Origin of the sequence: Ferruginibacter sp. (assembly GCF_049840995.1) — a bacterium.
Taxonomy (GTDB): domain Bacteria; phylum Bacteroidota; class Bacteroidia; order Chitinophagales; family Chitinophagaceae; genus Ferruginibacter.
The window spans coordinates 287596-301230 of the sequence record NZ_JASGIP010000003.1 but is presented as its reverse complement, the minus strand read 5'-3'; the positions used below and the strand labels follow the sequence as shown (position 1 = coordinate 301230).

Below are 13635 nucleotides of genomic sequence, written 5' to 3'. Positions count from 1 at the left end.
CCGTGTTCCGTTTTCAATCGCCGAAGGCGATTATAATCCCATCGCTTTGTAAATGGCTTCATGAATTTTTGGCCGCACATTCATGTTGAGTAATTTTTTATTTACATCTCCGCCATCAGGATTAACGCGGTTGCTCAGGAAAATAAAGATGAGGTTCTTTGCAGGATCGGCCCACACGCAGGTGCCGGTATAGCCAGTATGCCCAAAGGTTTGCGCCGATGCAGATAAGCAGGGATAAGGCTCAGGCCTGGTGGCATTATCTTTTTCGGGTTTATCAAAACCATAACCACGGCGGCTGGTGGCGCTGTGATAAGCAGTGAATAATTCCACCGTTTCTTTATTCAGGTATTTTTTCCCGTTAAAACTGCCGCCATTCAGCAGCATCTGCATAATAACTGCGAGGTCGTATGCGTCGCTGAACAAACCAGCATGACCGGCTACACCACCAAACATGGCGGCACCGGGATCATGCACATCGCCCCGTAATAATTGCAGGCGGAAAGTTTTTTCCTGCTCCGTCGGGATAATGCGGCTGAGATTAAAACGGTTACGGGGTTTAAAACCTGCTGTGGATAAAGCCAGCGGATTGTAAAATTCTTTCTGTACATACTCATTCAAAGGCATACCACTAACGGCTTCCACGATCTTGCCTAAAAAAATAAAATCGTTATCGCTGTAAATGTATTTACCGGTTTCACCCAACGGGCTTTGCAGAATTCTTTTGTACAGCGTATCTCTCCAGTCGTTGCGCATGTACATATTTTCCGCTACACGAATGCTGAAAGAATCGGTTGGTTTGGTGGAATAGAATTTTGCCAATGGTTTACCTTCCGCATCAATGGTCTCTTTGTAAAAAGGGATATAAGCCACGAGGCCGGCCTGGTGCAGTAAAACATTTTCCAGTAATAAATATTCTTTGTTAGTACCTCTTACCCAGGGAAGATAATCGCCCAGTGTTTTTTTTATATCGATCTTGCCCTCGTCATACAATTTCATTACGCTGATGGTGGTGGCGCATATCTTGGTAACAGAAGCCATATCAAAAATCGATTCCAGTTTTACAGGCTCTGTTTTATCATAAGTGTAATAACCGTATGCTTTGTGATAAGCGATCTTGCCATCTTTAACCACCAGCACCACGCCGCCGGGTGTTGCACCTTTGGCTATAGCATCATTCACAATAGAATCTACATCATTCAGTCTTACAGGATCTAAGCCTGCTTCGTCGGGGTTAATGCGGGGTAAAAAAAAACCGGTGGTGGCAATGCCGCTGCCAAATTTAAATGCATCGCAAACAGTTACTGGCAATTTTCCTTTTGCACCGATCCTGCCTTCTAAAAGATCCGCTGCCGTGTTCTGAATGATATCATCATCTTCGTAGCAAACAACGATATTTTTTGCATTGCACCAGTTTTTAACCGCGTAGCAATTACCAAACACAAAAGTGATGGCATTGGTTTGCTGTTGTATCTGCGTAACAAGGTCAACCGCAGTTTTGGAAAGGCCAAAATTATTTTGTGGCGCACGGGCAAAATTGTGAATGCCGATGATCACTTTTTTGTAACTCTTTTTCAATTGATCCACCAATGCGGATACAGTAGAGCTATCCTGTGTGTAAGCAAAATAAAAAACATCTGCAGAATAATCAGTGCGCAGGCGTTTGGCAAAAGTATTATCTATGGTGTTGCCAATGCTTACATAAGCCACATCTCCTGCAACTGGTTTATCCATTGTTTGCAGCGGAAAGAAAATGTCATCTGTTTTACGCAATACGGTCAGCGCATTTTCAGCTACCAATTTACGCATGGCAGGCACCTGGCTGTTCAGATCGATAGTAAGATTATCGGTATTGATCGGTTTCCATTCTGTTAAACCATATTGATATTTTGCCAGTAATACTTTTTTGCAATGCGCTTCAATATCATCCCAGCTTATTTTTTTGCTCTTGATGGCTTTCTTAATTTTTTCGATGGCTAAAGGAATATCACCGGGCAGGCAAAGCATGTCGTTGCCGGCTATCAGCGATTCCACCGAAGCAGCGCCATCAGGATAGAATTTTTTTACACCCTGCATTTCCAATGCATCAGTAAAGGTTAAACCATTATAACCCAGTTCATCCCGCATTAAACCGGTCACATTTTTTTTAGAAATGGAAGTAGGTTTATTGGGTGTGTTATCAATAGCAGGAATAGAAAGGTGAGCGATCATCACACTGCCGATACCCGCTTTAAATATCTCCCGGAAAGGATACAGTTCGAGTGAATCCAGTTGCTCCATCGATTTATTGATGATGGGCAGATCTAAATGCGAATCCACCGCTACATCACCATGGCCGGGAAAATGTTTGGCGCAAGCCATTACACCATTATCCTGCATACCTTTCATGTATTGAATACCATATTGCGCCACTTTGTATTTATCCTCGCCAAAACTGCGGTCGTTGATCACAGGGTTGTTAGGATTATTATTCACATCCACCACCGGTGCATAGTTAACCTGTATGCCTACACGCTTACATTGTTCCGCAACGATCTTTCCGTACTGATAAATAATATTGGGATCGGAAATGGCACCCAGCATCATTTGTTTGGGCAGGGGCAGCACACTATCGATCATGCGCATGCCCAAGCCCCATTCGGCATCCACGCACATTAAGATGGGTGTTTTGGCCTGTGCCTGCAAACTGTTAATGATATTGGCCTGCTTTACCGGGCTGCCCTGGAAAACACAGATACCACCGATATTGTACTTTTTAATCAGCACCGAAACCAGCGAATCGAAGAAAGTAACGGTTTTAGTACGTCCGTCATAAGTAGATAAACGCACCACCATTAATTGGGCAATGCGTTCTTCTTTAGACAGTGTTTTGTACACACTGTCAACCCATGCATCGGCAGCCTTGTTCTGGGCCTGCGAAACGGTACTGCAAATAACAAAAGAAAGTAGGAGTAAGTAGTGCCTGATCATATCTATAAAAATACTTAATAATGACAAATATCCGTGATTTTAAAGGCTTTAGACTGTGAAAAAGTTTTTTTAACTTTACAATAGAGGAATAAAAAGACACTACAGGCCATAAAGTATATATTCCCGCTGACTGATAAGTTTTTACCTCCTTTAAATCAGAAAATTTCGCGACTTTTGCCAACTAAATCAAAGAGGAGGATTCTTGCCCGATATTATTCAATTATTGCCCGATAACATTGCCAACCAGATCGCTGCAGGTGAAGTGATCCAGCGGCCGGCCAGCGCCGTAAAGGAGCTGCTGGAAAACGCCGTGGATGCAGGCGCCACCGAGATCAGGCTCATTATTGCCGATGCCGGTAAATCGCTGATACAGGTTATTGATAACGGCAAGGGTATGAGCGAGACCGATGCCCGCATGGCTTTTGAGCGACACGCCACTTCCAAGATCAGTAATATTGATGACCTTTTCAGGATCAAGACCATGGGCTTTCGTGGAGAAGCATTGGCCAGTATTGCGGCCGTAGCGCAGGTGGAACTAAAGACCAAGAGAGCGGATGATGAAACAGGGGTTTACCTGGAAATAGAGAACAGCCTTGTTGTAAAACAGGAACCTATTGCTGCCACTACCGGTACCAGCATTGCCATGAAGAATCTTTTTTTCAATGTGCCGGCAAGAAGGAATTTTTTAAAAAGCAACCCGGCAGAATTAAGGCATATTGTAGATGAATTTATAAGAGTGGCCATGTCGTTCCCCGACATCTTTTTTTCACTTACCAGCAATGGCCAGCAGGTGTTTCATTTAGATAAAGGCACTTTAAAGCAACGCATTGTACAGATACTGGGCAATAACTATAACGCCAAACTGGTAAGCGTACACGAAAATACTGACTACATGAACATCTACGGGTTTGTAGGCAAACCCGAAACGGCCAAAAAAACAAGGGGTGATCAATACTTTTTTGTGAACAACCGTTTTATCAAAAGTGCTTATCTCAATCATGCGGTAATGAGCGCTTTTGACGAGATGATCGCCAAAGACAGTTTCCCCATGTATGCGCTGTTCATTGACCTGGATCCATCACAGGTGGACATCAATGTGCATCCCACCAAGCAGGAAATAAAATTTGAAGACGAAAAGATCGTATATGCCTTTGTGCAGTCGGCTGTAAAGCATGCGCTGGCGCAATTCAGCATTACACCCACCCTCGATTTTGACCTGGATGTTTCCATACAGCAACTGGATGCGGTGAGCAAACCATTTACCGATGAAAAAAAATCATCGGCCACTTCGTCTTCTCTTTACAATACTTTCACACAAAAAAATCAATCGCATTTTATTGAAAGTAAAAGTGAATTGAAGCACTGGAAAGATTTCTATGAACCAGCTAATAAAACTGCTGCTGATAAACCATCATTAACAGAAGCGCCACAACATATACAACAGGCGCTGCATACAAGTACTAAACAGGCAGTAGATACAGACCGATTGATGCAACTGCAAAACAGTTATATCGTTTTACAAACGGGCAGAGGCTATTATCTTATACACCAGCAAAATGCACATGAAAGGATATTGTACGAACAGTTTGCCACTGCGGTGGAGGGAAAACCAATGCCCACGCAACGCATTTTGTTCCCGGTTACTTTAGAACTTTCTGTAGCCGACGCGGTGTTGCTGAATGAACTATTGCCCGATCTCAATCAACTGGGTTATTTACTGGAACCTTTTGGTAATAATACTTTTGTGATACAGGGCTCGCCTGCAGGTATTGCCGATGGCAACGAAAAAATCGCCGTGGAAAAAATGCTGGAACAGTACAAGCATTTCAGCAGCGACCTTAAATATACCCGCCGCGAAAAACTGCTGCGCTCAATGGCTTTACAGCAATCCATAAAAGCGGGGGTCACACTTAGTAATGAGGAGTTAAAAACTTTGGTGGAAGAATTGTTCAACTGTAATACGCCTAATATTACACCCAACGGTAAACCTACTTACCTGGAGTTTAAAAAAGATGAACTGGATAAAATGTTTGGAAGGTAAAATGCTCTCGACTGAAAAATAATTAATCGGAATCTTTATCATCATGCGCTGTTACTGCAACAGGCTTTTTCTCTTCGTCTAAAATATACAGCAACCTGCCCAGCATTTCCTTGTATTGAGCCGTTTTGCCATGCTGTGTTTCAATATTGATATAGCGCCTGTTCAGCTCACCATAATAAACGCTTAAGCTGCCATCCCTGTTCACATTCACATTGTCCTGCAGAATGCTGTTATACCCAAATGAAGACATTTTTGAATAGAGGTCTTCATCCGTAGTAAAAGCAATATCATCAGCATCCTGCCAGTTATCGGCATATACTGATTTGGCATCCGTTTGTCTTTTACCACCGGGCTGGTATGTTTTTACCGAAAAATCACCATCCGTGTTATTGTGCAATGCAATTACACAGGAGATGCTGTCGGGTATCATTTCCAGTATATGTGCAGCAAATCTTTCCACTTCATCAATGGCCAGCGGATTGATCCTTCCATTGGCAGTAAGGGTAAGGCTGATACCTTTGCGGGAAAAGATCCTGTTGGGATCGAACATATAATTAAGACCCTTGAATTTAAAACGGATCATGCGTTGTGCATTGTTCTCTATCTTGATGATGACACCGCCTTTATCTTCTAAAATAGCACGGGCAGCCTGTACCGCAGTGCTTTCATCATCGTGCAGATTGATGCAGCAGGTGCCGGTAGCAGGTCCGTACTGTATCATTTTGAGGTTGATCATCCTGTCGCCCAATTTGTAGGACATCACCTTTTCTGCAGGCATAAAAGCCGGCGTATGAGGAGGCAAAACTGTTGTGGGGAGTGGTTTAGTTACAGCAACCGACAACGAAAGGAATAAGGCTAGCCAAGGCATCAGGGTTTAATTTCCGATAAATATATTCAGAAATTTTCAGCTGCGAAAAATAAATAAATCAACAGGGTGTTTATAAACTCGCTTCGGGCAAGCGTTTGAGAGGGAAAACGGTATTTTTTAAAATGGCATTGTCATTAAAAAAAGACCCCGCAACTATATGTTGCAGGGCCTCTTTTTCTATTATCATGAAACCAGAGTACTATAGTTTGGTAAACCTGGCATAGCAGGTTTTGCCCCCGTAAACTAATTTGATATTGTATAATCCCGGTGTAAGATCATTGATATTGATGCTTACCAGGTTGTTGCCGGTAATGCCCGCCTGGTGCTTTTCTTTCACCAGCATGTTCATGGCATTATAGATATAAGCGTCTATCATTCCAGGTTGTGTAAGCGTAACATTTACGTTCACCACGTTGCTGGCAGGGTTAGGATAAGCCTGCAACTCACAGGTTGAATTCACCACCTGTTCGATATGGATTACGTGACAGTATTCTTTTATACAACCACCCAGCATCACTGCTTTTAAGCAAACATTGTAGTAACCGGTATCGTGAAATACATATACCGGGTTGTTCTGGTGCAGTATCACCGGTGGTGTGGTGGCAGGGCTTAACCTTGTAATCGTCCAGGTTTGATCCAGTATCGTGTAATTGGCGTTGGCATAGAAATAGATCTTGTTAGGTACAAACGGATCTTTCTGGTATGTATAGCTTACATGAATGCTATCGCAATTGATCTGTGGCAACACTTTAATTTCCTTGCAGGTGGTGCTGGCACAATTAGGACCACGCCATGCAGTTAAGCAGGCAATATAAGTGCCGGGCTGTGCATAGTGATGCAGTACGATCGGGTCATGACTGCCGGTGCCATCGCCAAAGGTCCAGGTGTACACGATATCATTGCTGAGATAATCAGGAGTGAATTTGTACAGCTGGTTATCAACAGGCGATTTTTCGTATTTGAATTTAGAGATCTCCAGGCAGGATGGTGTTGCAGGAATAACAATGGTATCACATTTATCCCTGATGCAGGTGGCCGATAACTGTACCGTTAAGCAAACCACGTAAGTACCCGGTTGTGCATAGGTATGATCTGCATTCCAGGTAGTGGCATAAGTCCCATCACCAAAACTCCATTTAACAATAGCATTAGCCGAAGTGGTAACAGTAAGATTGGTAAAATAAACTTTGCGTGGAATAAGTGAATCCCTGTGCATGCTGAAGTTTACCTGGAAGTTGCAAGGGGAAGTAACCACCACTGTTTTGCAGATCTCTCTTACGCAAGGGGTGGTGCCGGCAGCATTGCCGTTCTTTTTTACTCTTAAACAAACTGTATAAGTGCCTGGTTGTGCATATTCGTGAACAGGGTTGGCAACAGCAGGGTTACCCTGTATGCCATTGAGAACAGTACCATCACCAAAGGTCCATCTTACAGAATCGGCTGTGCCAATAGGCGCAGTAAGATTGGTGAACAGGATACGCTGCGGGTGCAATGAATCGGGGTGAGAACTGAAGTTGGCAGTAAAGTTACAAGGAATGGTAACCGTAACTGTTTTACACAATTCCCTTACACAAGGCGTGCTGCTGGTGTTATTATTTTTCTTGATCCTGATACAAACATTGTAAGTGCCTGCATTGGCATATACATGTACCGGTGCAGAAAGTGTACCCACCAAACCATTGATGATGGTGCCATCACCAAAATTCCAGCGGATGGAATCAGTCGGATCAAATGGTTGTGATTGATTTAAAAAGTGAATGGAAATAACATTCAGCGAATCGGTATACCATGTAAACGCAGCGGTCAGGTTGCAGGGATTAGGTGCAGTAACTGCTACAGTTTTACAAATCTCACTTACGCAGGGCGTACCGGTAGTGTTATTATTTTTCTTTACGCGGATACATACATTATAGGTACCTGCATTGGCGTATACATGCGAAGGGGTGGAAAGTGTGCCCACTAAACCATTGATGATAGTACCATCGCCAAAATTCCAGCGGATGGAATCACTGGCTTCGTAAGGCTGCGATTGATTTTGAAAATGCACCGTATTCCAGCTGGTGGAATCAACATGCCAGGTAAAATACGATTGCAGGTTACATACAGTGGTGCCCTGTATCACAACAGTTTTATTGATCGTGTCGCTGCAGGTAGCGCCATTTACATACCTTACAATAGAGTGCCCCACCACGTAAGTGCCGGGAGCGCTGTAAGTATGCGTGGGAGAAGTTACATTACCAGCATAACTATTATCGCCAAAGCTCCAGTTGTGATAAGTATTGAAAGAATCACCTGGTTGTACCGGTACAAATTTTACCGTATTACCGTTGATGAATTGCACGGTAAAATCGGCATTGCAGGTGAGTGTACCCTGGGCAGCGGAGCGGTAACTAAATGCTGAGAGTACGATCAGCAATAGGGTAATAAATTTTTTCATAACAAACATTTTTTAAAAAGGGTAATTTGGTTTTTCGTTCTGTTTAAGGTAGATACCCCCTTTTTAGATTGTGTTGCCTGAAAAAAAATAAATGCCTAATATTTTTCCCGTAGTTGTTCTACAAACCGTTCTACAGCACGGCGTATGGGCGTGGCGCCGGTAATATAATTATTGGCTAATATGGAGAATAAAAACAGTTTACCTTTTTTAGTGATCAAATACCCGCTTAAAGCGCAATTATTGCTTAAAGTGCCTGTTTTAGCATATATAAAACCTGCATCTTTTTTATAATAAGAAGACAGGGTGCCTTCACCACCGGTAGCCAGTATCGTTTTCATGCGTTCCAGGCCAAAATCATTTTTCATTTTATTCAGTATATAAATAAAATCCTGCGGTGTAAATAAATTATAACGGCTCAGCCCGCTGCCATCCACCCATTTGGGCCTTTGCGGAACATCTTTTAAGTCTTTATTTAAAATAGTATCAATGATCTTTTCATCATTCATATAACCTAAGTGTTCGTTGCTCGCCATTAACAAGGTCTGCTCCGCAAAAAAATTATCGCTGCGGTGCATCATGGGTTTAAAGAGAGAGTCGGTGGGTTGGGAGTGGATAGTAAATGTCTTTATCGGGGTCGTATAATTGTCTTTCAAAAAACCGATACTTTTTTTTATAGTATCTTCTAATAAATGAAAGGAAAGACTTTCTGAAGTATGAAAAGGTATCTGGATTTTATTAGGTTGATTTCCACCCAATGTAATAGCAAAAATATTTTGATTGATGTCCCTTTGAACTTTAGTGATAAATTCACCTTCAGCGTTCACGTTGTCGAATCTGAAATTTTCTATTTTGCTCACCTTGGGATAGAATTGAATGCTTTCTTTCTTACCAGAAAACGTTACCAGGTTCCCATAAATCGGAAGTGCAGAACGTTCAGCCATATAATCGCTGTTGTAGTCATCCCATGCCCATCCTCTACCTAAATGATTGGCTTGCCAATCACTCGGTATACTCCATATATATTTTGAAGTAGAAGTTAAATATTTGTAAAGTGGTTGAAAAGGATATTCGCTATTTAAAAATGTTGGATCGCCTGTAGCTTTCACATCAACCTCGTCTGCATATTCAATAATCTGTGCACCAGGCAAACTATCCCCCAAATATTTCATCCCCGCATACAACGTAAACAACTTGGTATTACTTGCCGGTATAAAATAATGCGAACTATTATAGTCGTATAAATACTTATTGGCAACAGGATCATAAATACTGATACCGATATGGCCGGTACTTACAGCGCTATCCTTTAATAAAATGGTATTGGCTTGCTTTGCAATTTGCCTGGATACGGAACAGGAGGAGAAAATAATGAATAATGAACAATGGATAATGAATAATGTTGTAAGGCTGTTACCCTTCATGTTTTTAGTTATTGTTTTCAAAACAGAAAAACTATTTAAGCACAATTGCTCTTACTTGAACATTGCACATTGAGCATTGAAAATTGAACATTTCCTATCCGCTAACAAAACAAACCCGTAACAAAAACAACCCGTAACCTAATTCCTCTCCTGCGCCCTCAGCCACCTTTCGGGTATTTCGTTATGGCTGGCCAAAGTATAATCCTTATAACTGCTGGCAATATATTTTTTATTGGGCAGCTGCATCCACCAGCGGCCGGTTTTTTTGCTTTGTAAAAAAGTGGTCTCCACTTCGGTAAAATGGCAATGGTATTCATTAAAGTTACTGCGGTCTTCAATAGCCGCTTCGTGTTTCAGGCGGTTGCGGCCATCAATAAAATACCACAACATCTGTGCAATTTGTTTGGCGGTAAGTTCCTGCACATCGTGCTGCGGCAGGTAACCATAAATACCAAAACTGCTCAGGTTATTGCTCATGCCGGCATAGCGGGTAAGCATGCAGGCTTCTTCGCCGGTAAAGCCATTGGGGCTTTGGAAAGAAGCGGGAGCATCACCATATTTAATGGCACTCATATCAAAGCTCAGTAAATTGGTATTGCGTATCACGGGCTCCATCTCATCCATATTCTCTTTGGCTATGCCCAGCCGGAAACAGTCAAAACGCAGTTTATCCATCGTTTCCAGCATACGGGGATGTACAAAATAACTCTGGAAGCCGATATGATTATAATGCTTCACCAGGTTGGGTTCGCCAGTAAGCATTTCCATTAAAAAATTCTCACTGCGTTCGGGGCTTTCGCCTCTTAAATTAATATTGGCATCAATGCAGGTAGCTTCCACCACTTTCTTTAATTCCACATAAGCAAAATACTGGGCCAGGGTAATATCATGGCTGCCACCCAGTATCACCACGGTCTTATTCATGCGCAGCAGTTCGGCCAGCACGGTTTTAACAGCGGCATAGCTATCGCTTAAATTGGCGCCTGTCTTAATATTGCCGATATCTGCAATGCTTACTTCTTTGTGCCAGTAATGTAACTGGTACAATTGCTTGCGGATGGCATCCGGTGCAGAAGCAGTGGGATTAAAGATGCCGGCGCCCCTGGTTTCCGTTACACCCACCAATACAATATCAATCTCAGTAATGTCGGGCATCTCCGTTTCAAATACCGCAATATGCTTGGCAAACTGTCCGTCGTTATAACCATTATCCTCGTTAAAGGAACTCACCGAAACCGGCTCCAGGAAATCATGCAGGTCGTACATCTAAAAAATTTGGGCAAACCTAATTTAATAATCCCAGATTGTGCAAACGTTACCGTAAAAAGTGCAAAAATATCAGGCATTAAAAAGTGTAAACCATTAACTTCGTTTCCACAATTTTAATAACGATGGGCTATACAGAAGAAGTTCTCAAAGATGTAGTAATAAAATTTGCCGGCGATAGCGGAGATGGTATGCAGCTGACCGGTAACCAGTTTACCAATAATACCGCTTTAATGGGTATTGACCTGGCCACTTTCCCCGATTTTCCTGCAGAGATACGTGCCCCGATCGGTACCTTACCGGGAGTGAGCGGTTACCAGCTGCGTTTTAGCAGCGACCGTGTGTTTACCCCCGGTGATGCCTGCGATGTACTGGTGGCCATGAATGCAGCGGCATTAAAAACAAACCTGAAAGCATTGAAGCCCGGCGGTAAGATCATTGCCAATGTAGATGGCTTTGATGCAAAGAACCTGCGCCTGGCCAATTACCCCGAAGGAGTAAATCCGCTGGAAGATAACAGCCTGGGCAATTTTGAAGTGATAAAGATAGATGTTACTAAAATGACCCGGGAGGCATTGAAGGACATCACCATGGGCGTAAAGGAAAAAGACCGTGCAAAGAATATGTTTGTACTGGGCTTTTTGTACTGGATGTACAACCGCGACATGGAAAATACTATCGGCTTTATAAAAGAAAAATTCGGAAAAAAACCAGAGATATTTGAAAGTAATGTAAGAGCGCTGCAGGCAGGCTTTAATTATGGCGATACCACCGAAACTTTTACCACAAGATTCAAAGTGGAAAAAGCAAAAATGGAACCTGGTACTTACCGTTCCATCATGGGCAACCAGGCGGTGGCCTATGGATTGATAGCGGCATCGCAAAAAAGCGGGCTGCCATTATTCCTGGGCAGCTATCCCATTACACCTGCAAGCGATATCCTGCATGAATTAAGTAAGTATAAAAATTTTGCTGTAAAGACCTTCCAGGCAGAAGATGAGATAGCAGCGGTAACTTCGGCTATTGGTGCCAGTTATGGTGGTGCACTGGGCATTACTACCAGCAGCGGACCGGGTATTGCATTAAAAGCAGAAGCAATGGGCCTTGCAGTAATGCTGGAAATACCCCTGCTGATCATAAACATACAGCGTGGCGGACCATCAACCGGTTTGCCCACCAAAACAGAACAGAGCGACCTGATGCAGGCATATTATGGCCGCAATGGGGAATGCCCGATGCCGATAATAGCATCCAGCACGCCGAGCGATTGCTTCAGTGCGGTATATGAAGCAGTGAGGATCGCTGTAACACACATGACACCTGTAATGTTCTTAAGCGATGGTTATATTGCCAATGGCGCCGAGCCCTGGAAATTTCCGAAAGCAGATGACCTGCCTGCCATCACTGTAAAATTTGCATCAGCTGATAATATTGTGGATGGAAAATTCATGCCTTACCAGCGGGATGAAAAACTGGCAAGGCCCTGGGCCATACCGGGCACTGCAGGCCTGGAACACAGGGTGGGCGGTTTGGAAAAACAGGATATCACCGGTAACATCAGTTACGATAGTGATAACCACCAGCACATGGTAAAAACAAGGCAGGAAAAAGTAGACAGGATCGCAAATTATATTCCTGAGCAAAAACTCGACAGCGGACCGGAAAAAGGAAAAGTACTGGTATTGGGCTGGGGCAGTACCTATGGAGCTATAAAAAGCGCCTGCACGGTATTACAGGCCGAAGGCCATGCAGTAAGTCATGCGCACTTACGCTATATACGTCCCTTCCCTAAAAACCTGGGAGCGATATTGAAGAATTTTGATACGGTACTGGTACCAGAGATCAATAACGGGCAATTGGTAAAGATCATCAGGGATGTATATTTTGTAGATGCTAAAGGCTATAATAAAATAATGGGCGTGCCCATTACAAAAGGCGAACTGGTGGATGCAATAAAAACAATGCTGTAAATAATTCCTGCACAGCAGGTTAATAGGATCCCGGCGCAATGCCGGGATTTTTTTATTGCAGTATATTAAGAATGGCATTGATATTGCAGCAATAGAAGCCTTAAACCTTTTATCCAACACAGCTGTCTATGAAAAATATTCCGTTCGCCTTTCTCATTTTTTCATCTACATTATTTTTTAGTTCCTGTAGTAAACAGGATGATGTGATAACGCCAGCTCCCGAGCCGGAAGTTGCCGGATCTTTGATCAGTTTTAAGCAGGATACCATTGCTGTTGCACTTACAATTACCACAGCAAGAAAAGAAAATGTAGGCAGCTTATACACCACTGCTATTGAAGGAAAAATGCCCGACAGTACAGTACGTAAAAATAATCTGATCATCAGGGTTACAGGTGATAGCGCCCGTGCTTACAATAACACAGAGATATTCGCCAGCTATACAGATTCGTTGGGTGTTACTTATGCCAATGCAGTTGCCGATACTGCTAATAAAGTAACCGTTACCAAACTGCAGAAAAAGAAAGGCGGCATTACAGAAGGTGTTTTTACTATCAGGGTTAGTAATTCTACCAAAACAAAAACATTATTGCTCAACGCCGGAAAGTTTTCAACCAGTTTTTTAGACTATTAAGATATTTGGCAGATTATTTGTTAAATGATCTGC

The 13635-nt window shown here is 42.8% G+C and carries 8 protein-coding genes; 3 read left to right on the top strand and 5 right to left on the bottom strand.

Annotation, left to right across the window (positions count from 1 at the left end):
* Window positions 1–30 precede the first annotated feature (30 nt).
* Entirely contained in the window at window positions 31–2994 is a 2964-nt protein-coding gene (locus QM738_RS02835; protein ID WP_462275169.1) for a glycoside hydrolase family 3 N-terminal domain-containing protein, read from the bottom strand.
* A gap of 175 nt (window positions 2995–3169) precedes the next feature.
* On the opposite strand from QM738_RS02835, the gene mutL reads away from it, so the two are divergent.
* Entirely contained in the window at window positions 3170–5008 is a 1839-nt protein-coding gene (gene mutL / locus QM738_RS02830; RefSeq protein WP_462275168.1) for a DNA mismatch repair endonuclease MutL, read from the top strand.
* Between the two features lie 22 nt (window positions 5009–5030).
* Here the strand turns inward: mutL and QM738_RS02825 are convergent, their stop codons facing one another.
* The 4 genes from QM738_RS02825 to QM738_RS02810 form a co-directional block, all read right to left on the bottom strand.
* Window positions 5031–5786 carry a hypothetical protein gene (locus QM738_RS02825; RefSeq protein WP_462275167.1) on the bottom strand — a complete coding sequence of 252 codons (756 nt, stop codon included), beginning with the start codon at window positions 5784–5786 and terminating at the stop codon, window positions 5031–5033.
* A 289-nt stretch (window positions 5787–6075) separates the two neighbouring features.
* A complete protein-coding gene (locus QM738_RS02820) occupies window positions 6076–8313 on the bottom strand; it encodes a PKD domain-containing protein (RefSeq protein WP_462275166.1) in 2238 nt (745 codons plus the stop codon).
* Window positions 8314–8408: 95 nt separating this feature from the next.
* Complete coding sequence (locus QM738_RS02815) at window positions 8409–9734, bottom strand: D-alanyl-D-alanine carboxypeptidase/D-alanyl-D-alanine-endopeptidase (RefSeq protein WP_462275165.1); 1326 nt, start codon at window positions 9732–9734, stop codon at window positions 8409–8411.
* A 138-nt stretch (window positions 9735–9872) separates the two neighbouring features.
* The gene (locus QM738_RS02810) at window positions 9873–11000 is read right to left on the bottom strand and encodes a formimidoylglutamase (RefSeq protein ID WP_462275164.1); all 1128 of its coding nucleotides are present in this window, start codon (window positions 10998–11000) and stop codon (window positions 9873–9875) included.
* 125 nt (window positions 11001–11125) lie between these two features.
* Here QM738_RS02810 and QM738_RS02805 point away from each other — a divergent pair, with 125 nt between their 5' ends.
* Both QM738_RS02805 and QM738_RS02800 read left to right on the top strand, forming a co-directional pair.
* On the top strand, window positions 11126–12970 hold the full coding sequence (locus tag QM738_RS02805; protein ID WP_462275163.1) for a 2-oxoacid:acceptor oxidoreductase subunit alpha: 1845 nt from the start codon (window positions 11126–11128) through the stop codon (window positions 12968–12970).
* Between the two features lie 203 nt (window positions 12971–13173).
* On the top strand, window positions 13174–13602 hold the full coding sequence (locus QM738_RS02800; protein ID WP_462275162.1) for a hypothetical protein: 429 nt from the start codon (window positions 13174–13176) through the stop codon (window positions 13600–13602).
* The last annotated feature ends 33 nt before the right edge of the window (window positions 13603–13635 follow it).